The organism is Bradyrhizobium tropiciagri (assembly GCF_018130545.1).
GTDB lineage: Bacteria > Pseudomonadota > Alphaproteobacteria > Rhizobiales > Xanthobacteraceae > Bradyrhizobium > Bradyrhizobium tropiciagri_A.
This window is the reverse complement of sequence record NZ_JAFCKF010000002.1, coordinates 281,867-299,934: the sequence shown is the minus strand read 5'-3', so window position 1 is coordinate 299,934 and position 18,068 is coordinate 281,867. Positions and strand designations below refer to the sequence as shown.

General features: G+C 64.1%; 19 protein-coding genes and 2 tRNA genes. 12 read left to right on the top strand and 9 right to left on the bottom strand.

Translation table 11 applies throughout. The features are described from left to right. Positions 1–121 precede the first annotated feature (121 nt). Together JQ616_RS08000 and JQ616_RS07995 are read right to left on the bottom strand one after the other, a co-directional pair. Positions 122–3,295 (bottom strand): autotransporter domain-containing protein, encoded by a 3,174-nt coding sequence (locus tag JQ616_RS08000; protein ID WP_212013535.1) that lies wholly within the window; start codon positions 3,293–3,295, stop codon positions 122–124. Between the two features lie 501 nt (positions 3,296–3,796). Beyond that, positions 3,797–4,810 (bottom strand): TRAP transporter substrate-binding protein, encoded by a 1,014-nt coding sequence (locus JQ616_RS07995; protein WP_212014740.1) that lies wholly within the window; start codon positions 4,808–4,810, stop codon positions 3,797–3,799. 200 nt (positions 4,811–5,010) lie between these two features. Between JQ616_RS07995 and JQ616_RS07990 the strand changes: the two genes are divergently transcribed. From JQ616_RS07990 to JQ616_RS07960, 7 genes are all read left to right on the top strand, one after another. Next, positions 5,011–5,214 carry a hypothetical protein gene (locus JQ616_RS07990; RefSeq protein ID WP_212013533.1) on the top strand — a complete coding sequence of 68 codons (204 nt, stop codon included), beginning with the start codon at positions 5,011–5,013 and terminating at the stop codon, positions 5,212–5,214. Between the two features lie 335 nt (positions 5,215–5,549). Further along, the gene (locus tag JQ616_RS07985) at positions 5,550–6,539 is read left to right on the top strand and encodes a UbiA family prenyltransferase (protein WP_212013531.1); all 990 of its coding nucleotides are present in this window, start codon (positions 5,550–5,552) and stop codon (positions 6,537–6,539) included. Positions 6,540–6,541: 2 nt separating this feature from the next. Then, the gene (locus JQ616_RS07980) at positions 6,542–8,167 is read left to right on the top strand and encodes a hypothetical protein (RefSeq protein ID WP_212013529.1); all 1,626 of its coding nucleotides are present in this window, start codon (positions 6,542–6,544) and stop codon (positions 8,165–8,167) included. Further along, complete coding sequence (locus tag JQ616_RS07975; protein ID WP_212013528.1) at positions 8,160–8,804, top strand: haloacid dehalogenase-like hydrolase; 645 nt, start codon at positions 8,160–8,162, stop codon at positions 8,802–8,804. Before JQ616_RS07980 ends, JQ616_RS07975 begins: the two co-directional genes overlap by 8 nt. Positions 8,805–8,901: 97 nt before the next feature. Continuing rightward, positions 8,902–9,102 carry a hypothetical protein gene (locus tag JQ616_RS07970; RefSeq protein WP_212013527.1) on the top strand — a complete coding sequence of 67 codons (201 nt, stop codon included), beginning with the start codon at positions 8,902–8,904 and terminating at the stop codon, positions 9,100–9,102. A 14-nt stretch (positions 9,103–9,116) separates the two neighbouring features. Continuing rightward, positions 9,117–9,308 carry a hypothetical protein gene (locus tag JQ616_RS07965; protein ID WP_212013526.1) on the top strand — a complete coding sequence of 64 codons (192 nt, stop codon included), beginning with the start codon at positions 9,117–9,119 and terminating at the stop codon, positions 9,306–9,308. Positions 9,309–9,474: 166 nt separating this feature from the next. Continuing rightward, the gene (locus tag JQ616_RS07960) at positions 9,475–10,776 is read left to right on the top strand and encodes a hypothetical protein (protein WP_212013525.1); all 1,302 of its coding nucleotides are present in this window, start codon (positions 9,475–9,477) and stop codon (positions 10,774–10,776) included. Between the two features lie 29 nt (positions 10,777–10,805). Here JQ616_RS07960 and JQ616_RS07955 read toward each other — a convergent pair whose 3' ends face one another. Further along, on the bottom strand, positions 10,806–11,717 hold the full coding sequence (locus JQ616_RS07955; RefSeq protein ID WP_212013524.1) for a class I SAM-dependent methyltransferase: 912 nt from the start codon (positions 11,715–11,717) through the stop codon (positions 10,806–10,808). Positions 11,718–12,059: 342 nt separating this feature from the next. Here JQ616_RS07955 and JQ616_RS07950 point away from each other — a divergent pair, with 342 nt between their 5' ends. Continuing rightward, a complete protein-coding gene (locus tag JQ616_RS07950; RefSeq protein ID WP_212013523.1) occupies positions 12,060–12,245 on the top strand; it encodes a hypothetical protein in 186 nt (61 codons plus the stop codon). 146 nt (positions 12,246–12,391) lie between these two features. Here JQ616_RS07950 and JQ616_RS07945 read toward each other — a convergent pair. Next, positions 12,392–12,468: transfer RNA gene (locus tag JQ616_RS07945), tRNA-Asp, on the bottom strand. 307 nt (positions 12,469–12,775) lie between these two features. Between JQ616_RS07945 and JQ616_RS39765 the strand changes: the two genes are divergently transcribed. Next, positions 12,776–13,099 (top strand): HU family DNA-binding protein, encoded by a 324-nt coding sequence (locus JQ616_RS39765; RefSeq protein WP_349629985.1) that lies wholly within the window; start codon positions 12,776–12,778, stop codon positions 13,097–13,099. A gap of 158 nt (positions 13,100–13,257) precedes the next feature. After that, complete coding sequence (pepT, locus tag JQ616_RS07935) at positions 13,258–14,514, top strand: peptidase T (RefSeq protein ID WP_212013519.1); 1,257 nt, start codon at positions 13,258–13,260, stop codon at positions 14,512–14,514. On the opposite strand, the gene JQ616_RS07930 is transcribed toward pepT, so the two are convergent. From JQ616_RS07930 to JQ616_RS07920, 3 genes are all read right to left on the bottom strand, one after another. After that, positions 14,515–15,366 (bottom strand): class I SAM-dependent methyltransferase, encoded by an 852-nt coding sequence (locus JQ616_RS07930; protein ID WP_212013517.1) that lies wholly within the window; start codon positions 15,364–15,366, stop codon positions 14,515–14,517. A 77-nt stretch (positions 15,367–15,443) separates the two neighbouring features. Then, positions 15,444–15,707, bottom strand: a complete 264-nt coding sequence (locus JQ616_RS07925; protein ID WP_212013516.1) for a YciI family protein — start codon at positions 15,705–15,707, stop codon at positions 15,444–15,446. A gap of 22 nt (positions 15,708–15,729) precedes the next feature. After that, positions 15,730–16,020 carry a hypothetical protein gene (locus tag JQ616_RS07920; RefSeq protein ID WP_212013515.1) on the bottom strand — a complete coding sequence of 97 codons (291 nt, stop codon included), beginning with the start codon at positions 16,018–16,020 and terminating at the stop codon, positions 15,730–15,732. Positions 16,021–16,301: 281 nt separating this feature from the next. On the opposite strand from JQ616_RS07920, the gene JQ616_RS07915 reads away from it, so the two are divergent. Further along, positions 16,302–16,511 carry a PRC-barrel domain containing protein gene (locus tag JQ616_RS07915; RefSeq protein ID WP_212013514.1) on the top strand — a complete coding sequence of 70 codons (210 nt, stop codon included), beginning with the start codon at positions 16,302–16,304 and terminating at the stop codon, positions 16,509–16,511. Positions 16,512–16,673: 162 nt separating this feature from the next. Here the strand turns inward: JQ616_RS07915 and JQ616_RS07910 are convergent. Together JQ616_RS07910 and JQ616_RS07905 are read right to left on the bottom strand one after the other, a co-directional pair. Beyond that, positions 16,674–16,750, bottom strand: a tRNA-Val gene (locus JQ616_RS07910). A 55-nt stretch (positions 16,751–16,805) separates the two neighbouring features. Next, positions 16,806–17,225 carry a GFA family protein gene (locus JQ616_RS07905; protein ID WP_212014738.1) on the bottom strand — a complete coding sequence of 140 codons (420 nt, stop codon included), beginning with the start codon at positions 17,223–17,225 and terminating at the stop codon, positions 16,806–16,808. Positions 17,226–17,398: 173 nt separating this feature from the next. Between JQ616_RS07905 and JQ616_RS07900 the strand changes: the two genes are divergently transcribed. Continuing rightward, positions 17,399–18,067, top strand: coding sequence for a GntR family transcriptional regulator (locus JQ616_RS07900; protein ID WP_212013513.1), 669 nt, complete (start codon positions 17,399–17,401; stop codon positions 18,065–18,067). Position 18,068: the final 1 nt, after the last annotated feature.

Sequence of the window (18,068 nt, the reverse complement as noted above, 5' to 3'; positions counted from 1 at the left end):
GTGCCGATCGACCGGCGCCATCGCCGCCGATGCACCGACCATCGCAAAGGGAGATCGCTTGCGCGATTACGCCTCAGGTAATCACACGCGTGATGTCAGACTGTCCGAAGCGGAAACGATTTCACCACTGATACCGCACCACGCCTTTGCCGGCGTAGCTCGAGGTGACGTTGGAGAACTCGCCTTCGAATGTCCCCGCCACTGACCAGCCGTTGCGCCATTTCATCTCGACCGATGCCGTGGTCAGCGCTGAGTCGCTGGCCTGCGCCGCGCCGTTGACGACAAAGCTGGTGCCGGGCAGCGCCTGGAAGGTCGCGGCGACCAAGCGGTCGGGGTTATAATCGTGGGCCCAGGCGAAGCGGGTGCGTAACGTCAACATGCCGTCCTGCACCGCGAACGACTTGTCGGTGCGCAGGCCGAGTTCGCTGCGCGTGTCGGTCACGCTCTTGCTGCCGTAGGTCAGCGCAAAGGTCGACAGGCCCGAGGTCACCCGCTCGGCATAGGCCGGCAGGTCGAAACTCGTGAACTGGCCCGCCGCATAGGGCGTGATGCCGACGCCGCCGGTCCACGGCGCCACAAACCGATAGCCGCCCTCAAGCCTGCCGGAATAGGCATTCGCATTGAACTCGGCACGGAGTTGGTCGGTGCCGGCGGCCGTCACGGTGCGGTCGGTGGTGATGTCCTGCCATCCATAAGCGAGCGCGGCGGAAACATAGGCCGGCCCCTCGGTGTGGCGAACATAGACGCCGGCCTGGAACAGATCGGACCGGCCGCTGCCGCTGTTGACGACGGAGAAGTTGGTGCCGCCGCCCGCGATCGCAAATCCCGCAATCGTGTTCGGCGAGAACAGATAATCGGCGCCGACCGCAGTGCCGTAAACACTGCTGGTGGTGTTGTTCGACCCGATAATGGTGTTGCCGCTGGTCGATTGCGAACCGCCGAAGCCTGCGGCCCAAACGCTCCAGCGCGGCACGAACGGCACCGGCGGCGCCTTGGTGAACATCGCGAACGCGTCGGTCTTCCTCGTTGCGGCATAGGCGCTCGTATCACCCTCGCTCGCATAACCGGTCACGCCGGGCATCGATCCCGATCCGCCGGTACGGTTCATGAAGGGGTCGGTCAGCAGCCCCATAAACAGGTTCATGGCATCGAACGTCGTCTGCTGCGAGCCGGTCGCCAGTTCGCCGGAGGCCTGTGTCAGACCCGACGGTGAGAGTGTGCCGAACACCGTCGGAATGCCGCCGGTCGTGTTGAAGTAGTTGACCAGCGTGTTGGCGACGTTCTGCTGGTTGATGGAGAGGCCACCGCCGAAATTGGGAGACGGAAAGTTCAGCGCGAGATTGAGATAGGCGTGGGTCGCGTCATAGCTCAGCGTGTCATTGAAGTTCCGCGGCAGGTTCGCATTGACGATGTTCGGCGCGAAGGTGCCGGACACACCGCCAGCCGCGGTCAGGATTGTGTACTGCCTGGAGATGTAGCTGCCGTTGGCGAACACCGCATTCACGGTGGCGCCGCCGAGCGTCGCCGTCCCGCTGACGTTGGTCGATGCCGAAGCGGCGGGCGTGACCTGCACCAGATAGATCGCGCCGGACTGAAAGGCGAGATTGCCGGTGATGGTCAGCGTGCCCGTGGGGTTCGCCGCGTTACCCGGTGCCAGCGTGCCGCCGCTCATGATCGTGGTGGTCGTCGGATCGACGATGCCGGTGCCGCTCAGGGTGCCACCGGAATTCACGGTGACGGACGACGAGCTGGCGATCGAGCCATCCACCTCCAGCGTGCCAGCATTGACGGTGGTTGCGCCGGTGTAGGCGTTGGTGCCGGTCAGGACAAATACGCCGGTGCCGACCTTGGCAAGCCCGCCGGGACCGGAGATCGCGCCGGCAAAGGTTGTGCTGGTGTTGTCGACGCCGGTCGTGAGCGTTGCGGAGCCGAGCGTGACGGCGCCGGTGCCGGCGAGCGAACCGATAGTCTGGTTGAAGCTGTTGAGATCGAGCACCGCGCCGCTGGAAATCGTATAGGCGCTGTTGGCCGAAAAGGCATTACCGGCGCCAGCCTGCAGCACGCCGGCTTTCACCGCTGTGGCTCCCGAATAGGTGCCGGAACCGGACAAGGTCAGCGTGCCCAAGCCGATCTTCGTCAACCCACCGACGCCGCTGATTCCCCCTGACAGGGTCGCATTGTTGCCGGCGGTGTCGAAGATGCCGCCGGCGGCCAGGAGCGTAATCGGCAGCGCGCTTACGATGTTGGCGCCCGCGAATTGCAAAGTGCCGCCGCTGAAGACGGGTCCGTTTGCGCCGGTCGGGCCGGATGCCTGGGTGCAGGCCAGCGCGCCTGAGGTGTTGGCCTTGAAGGTCAACCCGCTCGCCAGCAATGCGTTGCCGTTTGAGCAAATCCCCGAAAGCAATGGGGTATTTCCGACGGCGAGCGTCTGGATGACGGTATCGGTTGCGGTATTGATGATGGAAACTGTGCCGGCGCCGGAGTTCTCGATATAGGCGCGCGCCCCATCGGGGCTGAAAGAGACACCGCCGGCGCCCGAGCCGACGGCGATCGTCGTAACGACGGTGTTTGTGGCGGCGTTGATCACGGCGACCGAGCCGGCAACGCCGCCGTAGGTCACGTAGATCTGCTGGCCGTTCGGACTGACCGCAACCCCATAGGGAAGAGCACTCACCGGAATAGTCGCGACCACCGCATTGGTCGCGGTGCTGATGACGGAAACAGAGTTGCCGAACTGATTGGTGACGTAGGCGGTTGCACCGTTCGGACTGACCGCGATGTCGATCGGCCGTATGCCGACCGGAATCGTGGCGATGACCGTGTTGGTGGCGGTGTTGATGACGGAAACGCTGTTGTTCCCGTTGTTCGCCACATAGGCAAAGGTGCCATTGGGGCTCAACGCGACGCCGTACGGGCTCCCCCCGACATTGACAGTTGCGACCACCGTGTTGGTGGCAGTGTTGATGACCGAAACAGTCCCGCTATCGAAGTTGGAAACATAGACGTTGGCGCCATTGGCGCTGACCGCGAGCGCGCCCGGTCTGAGTCCGACGGCAACCGTCGCGACGACCGCATTGGTGGCGGTGTTGATGACTGAGACTGTATTGCTGCCATCGTTGGCAACATAGGCAATGGACTCGTCACCTCGCACGGCCACAGTCGTCGGCGCCGTGCCGACCGTCACCGGCGCCCCCGAGACGGTGTTGCTGAATGTATCGACGACCGAGACGGTGCCGTCGCCGAAATTGGGCACGTAAAGGAACGGGCCGGTCTGCGCGCGAGCCTCCGCAGCCACGAACAGTGTTGCCAGGACGGTTGCCGTCGCCAACGCGGAGCGCAATTCGTATCCACGCCGGCGTGCCTGCGGCGGAGAAAGGTTCGTATTTTTAACCATCAGACACCGCCCCTAATCCGTGCCCTTTATTGCCCGCCTGCACCGATCCGCCACACGGCCAAGTCCCCGCCGGGCATGCGATCCGCGCTGCTTCTGAAAGAACGGATCGAAGGCGCAATGCACTCGACCGCTTTCACGAAAGGCGGGCTTAACAATTTGAAGTATCGATCAATCAACAATCGGCTACACAACACACAATTGGAACACAGCTGCCAAGTTCCCGAATCAACGAGACGCGTGAATTAAGTGTAGCAGTGCCAAATCGGCAACGCTCGTCGAGACGGGGCGTTCTGTCGGAAGCCCTCCCGCCTCTCCACTGATAGCGAACCACGCCCTCTCCGATCGTGCATCGCGTTGCTCGCGCGATCGGCCGCAACGTTGCTGTGAACGATCGGTGCGCCGTCAGGTCAGCTTGCCGGTATATTTCTCCAGTGCCGCCCAGGCGTCCGCGCCATAAGTCTTCTGCCACTGCGTGTAGAAGCCGGCCTTCACCAGCGCTGCTCTGAACTGCACGGGATCGGGCTTGTTGAAGGTCATGCCCTTCTCGGTGAGCTCTGCCTGCAACGAGCGATCCATCTCGACCAGATCGGCACGCTCCTTCACCGCGGCCGCGTCGAACGCGGTGTTGATGAGCTCGAGCAGATCGGGGGGCAGGCTCGCCATGGCGCGGCGGTTGCCGATGATCCAGTAGCCGCTCCAGCAATGGTTCGACAGCGCGCAGTATTTCTGCACCTCGTAGAGCTTTCCGGTCGAGACCTGCGCCAGCGGATTCTCCTGCCCTTCGACGATGTGGGTCTGCAGCGCCGAATAGAGCTCGCTGTAGGAGATGCTCGACGGCAATGCGCCGAGGCCGGAGAACAGCGAGGTCAGGAGTGCGGTCACGGGCACGCGGATCTTGAAGCCCTTGAGATCGTCGACGCTGTTGAGCTGCCGGCTCGATGACGAGGTGATCTGGCGGAAGCCGTTGTCCCAGACCTTCTTCAGCGGCACGACGCCAGACTTGGCGATCGCCTCGCGCACGAGATCGCCGACGCCGCCGTCCATCGCGGCCCAGACCTGATCGTAGGACTGGAAGGCAAACCCGATGCTAGGCAGCCCGGAAAGCGGCACCAGGATCGACAGCGTCAGGCTCGGCGCCGCCATCAATTCGATACCGCCGGCCCTGACCTGCGACAGCATCTCGGGATCGCCGCCGAGCTGGCTGTTCGAAAACACCGTGATGTTGACGCGGCCGGACGACCGCTCCGCGACCGCCTTGGCGGCCTCAACGAGGCGGATTGTCAGCGGGTGGGTTTCCGGGGTGTCAACGCCAAGCTTAAAGTCGAACTCGGCCGCGGCAACGGCTGGTTTGCCAAACATCGTCGCTGCGACCGCGCCGGAGCCGGCGCCCAGCAGGCGCCTGCGGGTTATCATCATTGTTTTCATTATTGTTTTTCTCCCCGACGCCTTGACGCGCCAGCTGCCAGTTACAGCCCTCCGCCTGTGTGACGCAAGGCACGGTGAAACCAATCCGCCTGTGGCACGAAACCATTTCCGGGAACTCATGAAACGATCCGGAAACAGATGGGGCTTACCAGTAGCTGCCATAGACGGCGCATAGACGCCCGGAGGCGACCATGAACCACTCGATCCATTCAGCCGATCGCGCGACCCACCTCAAGATTGTGGTGGTTGCCCTCGTTGCCGCGATCGGGATTGCAGCTTTCGGTATTTCGGCCCGCAACAACGCGGATTTCACCCAGACGGCCCAGACCACCCAGGTCATCAAGGCCGGCAAGCCGGTGGCGATCACCTCGTCGGGCACCTCGACCGTTCGCTAGGATTGCATCAGGCTTTCCGCAGACAAGACGGCCGCCTTCGGGCGGCTTTTTTGTTGCGCTCGTCGAACTGAAACAGCTGTCCCAATCCGGCGCAGGCCCACCAAACGGCGATCACCGCGACCAAGCAACGGCCCCCGCCCGATCAGCTCCAACGCGGCCCGACGAGGCCGGAATCTGCAGCAACTGCTTTCTCAACGACCGGCGTTAACCGCGTTGCGTGCCTGACGCCGCTACCGGCGGCCATGTTACGCGCTGCGGCACGATCGCTGCCCCCTGCAGACCGTCTCACCCCGCTCGCGCCCCGATGCGGGACAGGCAGAGTCTGGAGGTTTGCGATGTCCGTCACCAACCACGCCCCGCCGGCTGCCGGCATCACCGATTACATTGCGATCGCCAGACCCGACCACTGGATCAAGCATGTGCTGATCATTCCCGGCGTCGCCTTTGCGCTGATCATGTCGCAGACCGGGCCGATCGAGCTTGCAACGCTCGCCGAGCGCCTGATCATCTGCCTGTTCGTCGCGATGGCGCTGTCGTCGGCCAACTACACCATCAATGAATGGCTCGATGCGCCGTTCGACGCGATGCATCCGACCAAGCGGGCGCGCCCCGCGGTGCAGACCGCGATGTCGCCGACCATCGTGCTGGCGCAATACGTCGTGCTGACCACCGTCGGCATCTGGGCCGCCAACCGGCTCGGCTATGCCTTCGCCGCCACTGCGACCGTGTTCGCGGTGTTCGGCGTGATCTACAATGTGCGTCCGATCCGCGCCAAGGACCGCGCCTTCATCGACGTCATCGTCGAGTCCCTCAACAATCCGCTGCGCTTCCTGTTCGGCTGGTTCGCCGTGGTGCCGAGCATCGCGCCGCCGGTGTCGATCCTGCTCGCCTACTGGTTCGGCGGCGCCTTCCTGATGGCAGCCAAGCGGGTCTCCGAGCATCGCGCGATCGTCGAGGCCGGCGGCACCGCCAACCTCGCCGCCTACCGGCCCTCCTTCGCGGTCTATACCCATTCGAGCCTGGTCACGAGCTGTCTGGTCTACGCCCAGGGCTTTGCGTTCATGATGGCGATCTTCCTGCTGAAATATCGCATCGAATATCTCGTCGTGGTGCCGATGCTGATCGCGCTGTTCGCATCCTATATGCGGCTGGCGCTGACGCCGGATTCCGCCGCCGCGCGGCCGGAGGAGTTGATGCGGCAGCCGGCGATGCTGATCGCGGCCGCCGTCACCATGGCGCTGTTCGGCGTGCTGACCTTCGTCGATCTGCCCTGGCTGAACAGCCTCACGAGCTCCGACCTGATCCGTCTCGGCGGGATCCGCTGACCATGTCGATCGCAACGCCGTTCGAGACGCCGAAGGCCAATGTCGGTGTCGTCGCCGTCGCGCTGCTGTTTGCAGCGTTGCTGGTGCTGCTGGATGGTCCGATCTGGCTGGTGAAGCTGGTGCCGACCCAGGACGGGCCGGTGCATCTGGCGCAGGCCGATTTGATCGCGCGGTTCGGCTGGGGCGGCACGCTCGAGGGGCCGGCGGCGGCATTCTACCAGTGGAATCCGCGGATCGAACCGAATTCAGCGATCTATCTCCTGCTCGCCGCGCTGATCCGGTTGACCGGCGATGCACTGGTCGCCAACAGCCTGTTCCTCAGCCTCTACGGTTTCGTCTGGATCGTTGCGGCGTTCGCGGCAAGCCGCGCGGAGACCGAGCGGCCGCTGCTGCCCGCGCTATTGCTACTGCCGATCGCTTTCGGCGTCTTCATCCATTGGGGCTTCTACAATTTCGCGCTCGGCATTCCGCTGTTCCTGCTGTTCGCGCGCTTCTGGCGCGGCCTCAACGGACGCCGCGACGCGTTGGCCTTCGTTGCGACCGGGCTGTTTCTCGCCACCCTCTATCTCACCCACATCACCTCGGTTGTTGCGGCATGTCTGCTGCTTGCCGCTGACGGCATCGCACGCGCCGCGGCGACGTTCGAACGACAGGGCACCAGGGCCGCCGTGCAGCGGTTGCTGCGCGACGGCGTATGGGCTGCTGCGGCGGCGCTGCCGGTCCTGCTGCTGATCGCAAGCTTCCTCTTCGCCTACCAGAACATTGCCGGCGAGACCGCCAGCACCGAAGGCGGCATCGCCCAGATCATCCGCCGCATCGTGGCGGCGACCTATCTGTTCACCTTCACCTGGTGGGAGGTGATCGCGCTGGCGCCGGTGCTCGGCGCGATCGTGCTGACAGGTTTCATCGCGTTGCGGCGCTTCCGTTCCGGCGACCTGCTGTGGCCGGTCTTCTTCGCCCTCGTGCTGGCGCTGTCGCTGCTCAATCTCAAGACCGGCTCGGCGCTGCTGTCGGAGCGCCTTGCACCCTATAGCGGGATCGCCATCGTGCTCGCGATCGCAAGCTGCCAGCCCGCTCCGGCGCTGGCGCGCGCGCTCTGCCTCGCGGCCTTGTCCGGGCTGATCGGGCAAACCGCAGTCCGCGCCCTCGCCTACAAGAGCTGGGCGCCGACGCTGGAAAGCGAACTCGCCGCCGGCCGCGACAATCCCGGCGCGAGCTTTGCCAATGCCGATCTGATCGCGCAGCGCGACAGCCATTTGTTCGCCTGGCGCATCCGACCGACGCTGCACGCTGCACAGACTGCCGCGCTTGCGGGCCGCGGCGTCGGCCTGTCGTCGCCGCTGCCGTCGACGCGCTATTTCGGCTACTTCCCGCTGCAATATATCGAGACGCGCGATTTCATGCGCGCCACGGCCGATTGGCAGGACACGCCCGATGTCGCATCGGTCGCCAAATTCCGCGCGGCAAATCGTGGCGCGCCGCAGGTCCTGATCGTCTCGGGCTCCGATCAGGATGGTGTGGCCTTTGCCGGCAAGTTCGGCTACGGCGATTGCAGGACCACCGAGACCGGGGCGCGCGAGATCGACGTGTGCAAGGTCGCAACCCGGCTGAGCGCCGCGAATGACTGAGCCTCGCCTGCCCGGCGAAACTGTTGCAGAGCCACACGACACGTCCCACCCCGACGGGTCGCGCACGCTGCTTGGGCTGCCGACATCGCTGCCGCTGGTGCTGGACCTCGACGGCACGCTGATCAGGGGCGACCTGCTCTATCTCAGCTTCTTCTCGATCCTGCGCCGCAATCCGCTGATCGTCCTGTCGTGCGCGGCCTGGCTGACGCGTGGCCGTGCAGCGCTGAAGCGGCAGCTCGCGCTGCGTCAGCGCATCGACTGGAGCCGGATCGAACTGCAGCAGGACGTCGTCGCGCTCGCCGAGCGCGAGAAGGCAGCCGGCCGCCGCGTCGTGCTGGCGACCGCGGCCGACGCCTTGCTCGCGGACCAGCTGGCATCGCGCTTGCCCTGGATCGACCAGGTGCTCGCCTCCGACGGCGAGCACAATCTCAAGGGCCCGAACAAGGCCGACCTGCTGTGCAAGACCTTTCTGGAGGGCTTCATCTACGCCGGCGACAGCGCGTCCGACCTCGCGGTCTGGGCGCATGCGTCCGGCGTGATCACCGTCAATGCGCGGGAGAGCGTGCGCGCCGACGCTGCCAGGCTCGGCAGGCCGATGCTGCATTTGCCGGGCCGCGCGGCGGCGGCGAAATCTTAACCCCGTCCTAACGCGGTCGTTCGATTGCAATCCGCTCCGCGATCCCCGTTTTAAAAATTGTTCCCTATGGTTGGCGTCAACAGAGGCGCAGGCCACAATGAATTTACAGCAGCAAGTCATTTCGAGCGGCTTCAAGATCATCTGCACGGATTGCGGCAGCCTGGCGATCAAGGTCGTCGATCCCGCGCACGCGTCCGGCGATACCATCATCGAATGCCGCCGCTGCAGCGCGGTGCGCGGTACGGTCGCCGACCTGCACATCCTGGCGCGGCGCGGCCGCGACCTGTTCGAATTCTAACCGCGGCGACGCCGATGCTGTCAGACCCGAAAGCGACCATGCAGAGCGACGTTCCCATGGACACGGTCTGGTCGATCCTGGAGGCCGCCAACGAATTGGGCGACAGCCACACGGTCGAAGCCTGCCGCCGCGTGATCGACGCGAATTTGCGCGGCGATACTCCTGGACAATCCGACCTGGAGGCGGTCGCCGCTTTCTTTGCCTGATCACGGCAACATGCTGCCGTGCTGGTGAACGCAATATGGCACCGCGGTGACAGATCGCCGGGCGGACACATACCAACACAGACAGAGACGTCGCTTAACGTTGCGTAACTTGCATCGGCCGAGGCCGGCTGGCTAGCTGCGACCAGCTTTCGATTCGGACCTGCCGATGCAATTGACGCGCGATGATCTGGCTGTCGGGGTCACGATCGCTGGGTTCTTCGTCCTCAGCGTCGCCTCGATGATCGTCTGCGGGCACGCGTTCCCGGCGATGCACGTCTGGCGATCCGACCTCACGGCGCAGGCGGTGCTTGGCACCGCGATCATGGTCGTGTTCATCCCGGCGTTCGTCGCGGGGCGATTCAGCTTCGGCTATCTGGTGAGCTTTTCGCTGCTGTCGGCCGTGTTCGGCTTCGTCTGGCTCAGCTTCTTCAGCGCGTTCGATTATCCGCACGCGACCGCCCGCTGGGCCATGATCGCCGCACTGGCCGCCGCGACGATCCCTCTGCTGCTCCAGACTGTCCCGCTCTGGCGGCCCGACCTGTCCGATGTGGCCATCAAGCGCATCGCCATCGTGCTGCTGGCATCGTCGTTGGCGGTGCTGATCGGGGACATCTCCTATGGGGCCAATTTCGGCAATCCCTACGGCGCGGCCCGTAACGCCGTGGCGCGGCCGGCGCTGTTGAACTATCTGACCGGAATCATCATCGGAGCGGTGCTGCCCTATCTGTTTGCGCATTTGGCATCACGCAGGCAATGGCTACCAGCTGCCGGCGTGCTGCTGATTGCGCTCAGCTTCTATCCGGTCGTCAACAACAAGACCGTGCTGCTGTTGCCGGTCTGGCTGCCGTTCCTGTTCTGGCTGTTCAGCCGGTTCGAGCCGCGGCTGGCCACGGTGCTCGCCTTCGTCATTCCGATGATCATCGGCCTGGCGGCGTTCGTCGCACTCGGCGCCGACAAGGACTATGTCGTGTTCAGCGCCATCAATCTGCGCTTCATCGCGATCCCGTCGCTCGCGCTCGATCAATACGCCGACTTCTTTGCGCATCGCGAGCTCACCAGGTTCTGCCAGATCACCGCGCTGCGCCAGGTGATCGGCTGTCCGTATGGCGAGCTCGGGCCGACGCTCGGCGCGATCTACCGGGACGGCAATTTCAACGCCTCCTTCCTCGCCACCGAAGGCATCGCCTCGGTCGGCCTCGCGCTTACTCCGGCGTCGGCGCTGGTCTGCGGCGTGATCCTGTCGGTGGGATCGATGGTTTCGCGGCATCTGTCGCCACGCTTCATCGCGGTGTCGTCAGGCATCGCCGTGCAGGCGGTCATGAACGTGCCGCTCACGACCGGCCTGCTGTCGAACGGGATTGCGCTGCTGTTCCTGCTGTGGTGGCTGACGCCCGAACAGCAGGCGGCAGCTTCGCATCATCAGCAACAGTCAACGCAGCCGATTGAGGCCGTCGGTCTCGCCGCCTGATCGTACGCGACCCGCCCGATCGGCAACCGTCACGAAAGCGACGCGTATCCGAGCCTGTCGGCTCGCTTCTTTCGGAGCACGATGATGCTCTGATATGGCGAGATCCCATTCATGCCGACATCGACAAGATCGAACCTGTCGGTCCAGTGCTCCTCGATGTACTGTTTGGAAATGATCGTCTCGCCGTACGTCATTTCGCCATCGACGGGATAGCTTTGCGGATAGAAGTAGAACCCATCTCGCCGCACGGTCTCCGTGATCTTCTGCTGATCCCAGTCGGGCAATTTGGAAATCGGTTCATAGAAGGCGTAGGCCGGCGGTCGAATGGTCAGCAGAAAGAGGCCACGATCTTCCAGCGATGCGTGGACCGCGTCCAGACACGCCTCGCTCGCGGCCGGCGACAGATGCGTCCAGATCGACAGGGCGTAAGCCACGTCGAATTTCTGGTTGAACGGAAGACGTCTCGGCAAACTGTCCGACAGCACGATATCGGCACGCGGGTTGGAACGTTGCGCGACCTGGATGATGCCCTTGTGAGGATCGCAGCCATGCAGATTGTGCAGCGGCACGTCCTTCATGAAATATCTGAGCACACTGCCCCAGCCGCAGCCATAGTCCAGCACCGAGCATTCATCGAACGGCTTGTCCAGATGAAGCCTGAGCTTGTCGCGCATGAGCCGATAAGTTTCGACGACGGCCGCACCCAGCTCCATCCCGGAACGGCCGCTCCAGTTTTTCTGCGTCCCGGCATCCGGTGGATCGGGAATGGTGGCCTTGATCGCCTCGAAGCCGTCGTATTCCTTCCAGAGCAGCACGTTCCACAAATAGGGATCGTCGATCCATTTGAATGCATCGTATGCAGACGCCGCTCGTCCGCACGCGGCGTTCGTTCTGTCCAGTTCGTCCTTGTAGTATTCGTTGAGCCACGAACTCCAATTCATCGACACGCCTCCGTGCTATGGTTTCATCAGCCCTCGCCCGCGCTGGCGCCATTTGAATGCGTGCCTCGACTGTCTCCGGTTTCTCCGGCAACTTTAAGACACGTCGAAGGCGTGTGAGTTCCGGAAGACAATGGAACCGCGAACGCCGTTCCTGCTCAAAGTCGTTGCAGCCGCTGTCGCAACGAGAGTCAGGTTGACGTCAGGCTCAAGCGTTACGCTGCGCACAAGAATCGAGATTTTCCGTACTGCTGTTTCTCAGGTGGCGATAGTCACTACCGCATCAGCCCATGTGGTGCTCGCTTGGGACGCAAACCGAATGGCTGGCCTCCAGGAAGCATGTCGATGAAAGTCCGCGAGCTCATCCAGGTGCTCGAGCTGCTTGAGGATCAGGACGCAACGGTCGTGATCGGAGAAGGAGCGAAGCCGGACACCTGGCTGATCGTGTCAGGTGTCGCGGAATGCCGGATTGCGCGCGTAAATGATGATCACGCGATTGCCGGGAACGAGCCCGCCATCGAGATTGTCTGAGGGATCGCGAGCATCGGCGCCCGCTTGCTCGCAAGTGCTGATGCGCGCCGGCAGGCGCCGGGGAAAACGGCATTCAAAGCCGTCATGGCGGCGCGCCGTGCGACACGTCTCAAATCTGGAACTTGGGGCTAAGTCCTTGATAAGACTGGCGCGAGAGACGGGACTCGAACCCGCGGCCTCCGCCGTGACAGGGCGGCGCTCTAACCAACTGAGCTACTCCCGCGGATGCTGATCATCGATTGATCCGCGCAGGACCGAGGGCATAAAGGCCCGCATCTCGTTAGTCAAGGACGTTCCGGACCCCTGCACAGCACAGCAGATTTTGCGCTGTGGGACGCGCGTTGTCGGCTGTTTTCGGGGGAAACGGTGGTGTCAGCAGCGCCCCGAATCGAATAAGGCCTGATACGTCTGGGTTTCCTGTGGCCGGCCCGGCGCTGCCCGTCCCCAGGACCGGCGGTTTTCAGGACTTTTCCGGACGCATTTTCCCGACGCGAACGGCGCGCCATTCGCGTGAAAGCAGCAATCCAGCCATTCAGCAACGAGGAGGGCCACACATGGCGAAGAAAGCAGCGACCCCGGCGACGATCACGCTGAAGCACCTGGCGGCGGCCATCGCCGAAGAGCAGGAGCTGTCCAAGAAGCAGGCCGAGGCGATCCTGACCGACATGGTCACCCGGATCACCAAGCACCTCAAGAAGGGCGAGCGTATCAGGATCGTCGGCCTCGGCATCCTCCAGGTCCGCAAGCGCGCCGCCCGCATGGGCCGTAACCCGGCGACCGGCGAGCAGATCCAGATCAAGGCGAGCAAGAAGGTCGCCTTCCGCGCCGCCAAGGAGCTGAAGGAAGCGATCTAACGGCTTTACGCTCCGTTGATCTCAAGCGCCATTCCGGCTCGCGCGCGGCCCCGGAGTGGCGCTTTTCTGTTATAGGTCTGTCTCCTGATCCATCCTGCCTGCGCGAACCAAACTCGCCCAGGCGCTTTTTTCCCGTCCCCTCTCCTTGCGCGGTCTCCATGCTGGCACCGGCCCTCGACTTCAAGCACACCGTCACCGAGCGCTTCCTGCGTTATGTCGTGATCGACACCCAGTCCGACCCGGATTCACCAACCACGCCATCCACCGAGAAGCAGAAGAATCTCGGCCGTATGTTGGTCACCGAATTGCAGGCGATGGGGATCTCCGACGCGCATCTTGATCCGCACGGATACGTTTACGCGACGATCCCGGCCAACACCGCCAAGACGGTGCCGGTGATCTGCTTCTGCTCGCATATGGACACCTCGCCGGATTGCACCGGCAAGAACGTCAAGCCGCAGATCGTGAAGAACTACCGCGGCGGCGACATCGTGCTGCCCGCCGACGCCTCGCAGGTGATCCGCGCCGCCGAGCACGAAGCGCTAGCCGACCAGATCGGCAACGACATCATCACGACCGACGGCACCACCCTGCTCGGCGCCGACAACAAGGCCGGCCTCGCCGAGATCATGGATGCCGCGCATTTCCTGGTCACCAATCCGCAGGTGAAGCACGGCACGATCAAGATCCTGTTCACACCGGACGAGGAGATCGGCCGCGGCGTCGACAAGGTCGACATCAAGAAGCTGGGCGCCGATTTCGGCTACACCATGGATGGCGAGACCGCCGGCCATATCGAGGACGAGACCTTCTCGGCCGACGGCGCCAGCATCATCATCGAAGGCGTCGCGACCCATCCGGGCTTCGCCAAGGGCAAGATGGAGCACGCGATCAAGATCGCGGCCGCAATCGTCGACCATCTGCCGAAGGACACCTGCTCGCCGGAGACCACCGAAGGCAAGGAAGGTTTCCTGCATCCAGTCGCGATATCAGGCGCGCTGGAAAACGCGCGGATCGATTTCATCGTGCGCGACTTCACCGAGGCCGGGCTGAAGCAGAAGGAAGCACTGCTCGAAGCGATCGTGAAGGACGTCATGAAGGGATATCCGCGCTCGACCTATCGCATGGAGGTCAAGCAGCAATACCGCAACATGAAAGAGGTGATCGATCGCCACCCCCAGATCGTCGCCTATGCGATCGAGGCGATCGAGCGCGCTGGGCTTGCGCCGCTGAAGACCTCGATCCGCGGCGGCACCGACGGCTCGCGGCTGTCGTTCATGGGATTGCCCTGCCCGAACATCTTCGCCGGCGAGCACGCCTTCCACTCGCGGCTCGAATGGGTCAGCCGCCAGGACATGGAGAAGGCCGTGCAGACCATCGTGCATCTGGCGATGATCTGGGAAGAACGGGCCTGATCAGGCCCGCGCAGTCACGATCCAGATCGCGCCCGGCAGCAACACCGAATCGCCTTTGGCGAAGGGCGCCAGCGCCTCACGCATCGACGCGATCGCGGCGGCACGCACCTCATCCGGATGCCCTTCCAGCGCGCGGCTGGCCGGCCCGATCTCGAGCGCGCCCTGGATCGCGGCATCGATACCGCGATTCGTGGCAACATCGAGCTCGACCCTGCATGGCTCCATGGCGATGCCGGAGAAGCCGGCTTCGCCAAGGATTCGCTTCACCCGGGCCTCCGAGGCAAACGAAAACGGGCCGGGATCCTCAGGCCCAAGCTGCGGCAGCTTCGGCACGTGTTTGTAGACCGCTTGTAGCGGCGCCATGAAGAACGGGTTCTCGCGCGGCTCCTGCCAGCAGGCGAAGGCAAGACGGCCCGCCGGCTTCATCGCCTTGTGCAGATTGGCAAAGGATGCAGCCGGATCGGCGAAGAACATCACGCCGAAGCGCGAGGCCAGCAGGTCAAAGCTCCCGGGCGCGAACGGGTAGACGGTCGCGTCGGCCAGCGTGAATTCGACCGGCAATCCCTGCGGCGCGCTCTGTCGCGCCCGCGACAGCATCGGCTCCGAGACGTCAACACCAAGCACCCGGCCCTCGGGCGCAACTTTCGCCGCCAGCGCGAAGCTCGAGGCCCCGCTGCCGCAACCGACATCGACCACGCGCTCGCCAGCCTTCGGCGCGGCGCGATCGATCAGGAGATCGAGCACCGGCTGCAGCACGATGTCCTGCGTGGCCTGCCGCGTGGCCCAGCGCTGCCCGCCCGGCCCGTTCCAATATGCAATCTGATCAGCGTTTTGCGGGTGACCTGCGTTCATCGGATCAAACCTCGTTGAGAAAGCGTCCGGCGATGCTAGCAGCTCTCGCGCGTCGCGGCGCGCAGCATCGGGATGACCTAATAGGTGAATCCGGCATTGGCCCTGGTGACGGGATCGTTGGCGACAATCTCGGCCGGATCGGCATCGTCGGATAGTTGCAGCACGCCAAGCCCCCAGACGCCGGCGGGATCGGCGACCGGTCCGAAGATCAGAGCCTTGCCCGCCCGCAGCAGCTCACCGCAATAAGCGACGTGCGCCTGCATGATTGCGGCTTCCTGCGGCGTCATGTCCTGCGGAAAGGTCGGGCGCGGTCCGGTCAATTTGCAGACGTAGTACTTCATCGACCGGGTCCGCGCGCGGGGATCATTTGGCCGCTGCGCTCGCGGGCTTGGCCTGTTTCGGCGCGACCGTCTTCGCGGCATTCGACTTGGGTGCACCCTGCGCGTCGGGGCGCGCAATGCCCCACGGGTCGGTCGGCTTCTGATCCGGCACGCCGCTGAGGGCGCGCTGATAGGCGCGCTGCTGCCGCGCTTCGTTGGCCGCATCCGCCGGCGATTTCTCGACCTCTTCGCGATAGCGCTGGACGTGGTCCGACTCCGCGAATGCAGGTCCGGCAATCATGGTGAGCAGAAGAATCGCGGCGAGTTTGCGCATGCATCAAGTTCCCGGTTAGGCGGCGAGAATAGCATCGCAGCAGCGTCGGCATCAAACCCGGGCGGCATCACGTCGGCGGGAACCCGCTCCCCGACGAAATCGTGACTTTCGGCATCTTTTCCCCGATCGGACATCGAATAGCATTTCGACGCCAGCGCGGAGCAAGCGCGGTCCCGGCCACCCCACAACTACCCCAAGGCCGGGATCGCGCCCTTTCCACGCGCGCACGGAGGGGCCGAGCAATGGCCTTGCTACGTAGAGCTCATCAGCCCGAGGCCGCCTTGCAGCTCGTGAAACACCGCGCCATCGTCATCCTGCGCGAGTACGTGCAAGTGGAGGCTGAACTGGTCGGAAGGGCTGTGGTCCTTACCGATGGCACTGCGGGGACCGTCGAGGACGTGGTTCTGGACGAGTCTCATGGGCTGCGCATATCGATCAAGGGCCACATCGGGAAGTGGCCGATCTCGACAATCAGGATGCTGCAACCATAGAGCTGGATTCCGTCGGGGGAAGCACGCCCGCGCGTTCGGGCAACCAGTCCGCCTTCGCCCTTCGAGCTTCGGCGTGACAGCCTTCGCCCTGCGGTACCGAGCAAGCGGACGAATTCGTGCTCAAAGGCTGGCTTGCCCAGCCGTAGCCCGCAGGGCGAAGGCTGGTAGGCGGCGAGAGATTCGAACTCCCGACCCTCTCGGTGTAAACGAGATGCTCTAACCAGCTGAGCTAGCCGCCCTTACCTGCGCGCCTCTTTAGCCTCGCCCGCCCCTGAGGTGCAAGGCCGCAAAGCCTCAATCCGTTGGCTCCCATCCTTCGGAGCGTGCCGGCAATCCCTTGAGATCATTGATCCAGGAGGCGGCGGAGCGGCACCAGAGCTGGCGTCGCGGGGTCAATTGGCCGCGCTGACGGATGCTGCCCCAGCGGATACCCCAGTCGTCGGGGCCGCCAAGATCGCCGCTCGTGAACAGCGGCGAGCCGCAATCGGCGCAAAAGTGCTGGAAGCGAATCCGGCCGTTATCGCCCCGTTTGCCGTACACTTTCGGCTGACGTCCGGTCAGCCGGACCTGCTCGGCAGCGCAGATCACCGTGACGCGATAGGGCGAGCCGGTCAGCGCCTGGCAGTCGGTGCAATGGCAGATCGACACAAGCTCGGGGTTGATCTCGGCCTGATAAGTCACCGCCCCGCAATGGCATTGCCCGTCGATCCGCATCCGCGTCCTCCCAATTTCCGTCAAACAAAGCAGCTCGCCCAGGTGCGGTTCCACCCTCCACAGCCTGGCTTTCCAGCCTGCCACGTCGCGGCGCAAAGCTGGTATCCCGGATTAGCCTTGTTTGGGATACCAAACTGGGATACGTCGAACGCCAGACCCAAGGACGGCGCCCGATGTCGCAGATGCTGCAAATCCACGACCAGCTTCGGGAAATGATCCTCTCGCTCGATCTCGGCCCCGGCGAGCGGCTGACCGAGCGTTGGCTGGAGAGCCGGTTCGAGGGATCACGCACCCCGATCCGCGCCGCGCTGGTCCGGCTCGAAGGCGAAGAGCTGGTCCGCCGCGACGGCCGCAACTGGATCGTCGCACCGATCGACCTAGGTGAGCTGGAAGCGCTGGCCGAGTTCCGGATCCCATTGGAGACGACCGCCGTCCGTCTCGCCTGCGCGCGGGCGAGCGCAGCCGACATCGCCGCTGTCGAAGAGATGCTCGATGCCTGTCAGTCCGGCGCACCGCGCGAGGAATGGCACCGGGTCGGCACCGACTTCCATGTCGAGATCGCCCGGCTCTCCGGCAATCCCTTCATCGTCAAGGCGATCAAGGGCGCGATGACCCGGCTGTCGCGGGCACGCTGGCTCGAAGTGTGGACGGAGCCGTCGCGCGAGCAGGCCTGGCGCGAGCACCGGCGCATCCTCGGCTTCATCAAGGCCAACGATCCGGAAGCCGCCGCGCGCGAGGCCGCCGATCACATCACCGATACCCGCGATCGCCTGCTGCGCTCGCTGAACGAGGATCGCCGCGGCCTGCGGGCGCGCGGCTTCGCCGTGATCGGGTTGCGCTGAG

Excerpts from the sequence above, each read along its gene's own strand:
- JQ616_RS07995 (WP_212014740.1), bottom strand. The coding sequence starts at position 4,810 with ATGATGATAACCCGCAGGCGCCTGCTGGGCGCCGGCTCCGGCGCGGTC.
- JQ616_RS07990 (WP_212013533.1), top strand. The coding sequence starts at position 5,011 with ATGAACCACTCGATCCATTCAGCCGATCGCGCGACCCACCTCAAGATT.
- JQ616_RS07985 (WP_212013531.1), top strand. The coding sequence starts at position 5,550 with ATGTCCGTCACCAACCACGCCCCGCCGGCTGCCGGCATCACCGATTAC.
- JQ616_RS07980 (WP_212013529.1), top strand. The coding sequence starts at position 6,542 with ATGTCGATCGCAACGCCGTTCGAGACGCCGAAGGCCAATGTCGGTGTC.
- JQ616_RS07975 (WP_212013528.1), top strand. The coding sequence starts at position 8,160 with ATGACTGAGCCTCGCCTGCCCGGCGAAACTGTTGCAGAGCCACACGAC.
- JQ616_RS07970 (WP_212013527.1), top strand. The coding sequence starts at position 8,902 with ATGAATTTACAGCAGCAAGTCATTTCGAGCGGCTTCAAGATCATCTGC.
- JQ616_RS07965 (WP_212013526.1), top strand. The coding sequence starts at position 9,117 with ATGCTGTCAGACCCGAAAGCGACCATGCAGAGCGACGTTCCCATGGAC.
- JQ616_RS07960 (WP_212013525.1), top strand. The coding sequence starts at position 9,475 with ATGCAATTGACGCGCGATGATCTGGCTGTCGGGGTCACGATCGCTGGG.
- JQ616_RS07955 (WP_212013524.1), bottom strand. The coding sequence starts at position 11,717 with ATGAATTGGAGTTCGTGGCTCAACGAATACTACAAGGACGAACTGGAC.
- JQ616_RS07950 (WP_212013523.1), top strand. The coding sequence starts at position 12,060 with ATGAAAGTCCGCGAGCTCATCCAGGTGCTCGAGCTGCTTGAGGATCAG.
- pepT (WP_212013519.1), top strand. The coding sequence starts at position 13,258 with ATGCTGGCACCGGCCCTCGACTTCAAGCACACCGTCACCGAGCGCTTC.
- JQ616_RS07930 (WP_212013517.1), bottom strand. The coding sequence starts at position 15,366 with ATGAACGCAGGTCACCCGCAAAACGCTGATCAGATTGCATATTGGAAC.
- JQ616_RS07925 (WP_212013516.1), bottom strand. The coding sequence starts at position 15,707 with ATGAAGTACTACGTCTGCAAATTGACCGGACCGCGCCCGACCTTTCCG.
- JQ616_RS07920 (WP_212013515.1), bottom strand. The coding sequence starts at position 16,020 with ATGCGCAAACTCGCCGCGATTCTTCTGCTCACCATGATTGCCGGACCT.
- JQ616_RS07905 (WP_212014738.1), bottom strand. The coding sequence starts at position 17,225 with ATGCGGATCGACGGGCAATGCCATTGCGGGGCGGTGACTTATCAGGCC.
- JQ616_RS07900 (WP_212013513.1), top strand. The coding sequence starts at position 17,399 with ATGTCGCAGATGCTGCAAATCCACGACCAGCTTCGGGAAATGATCCTC.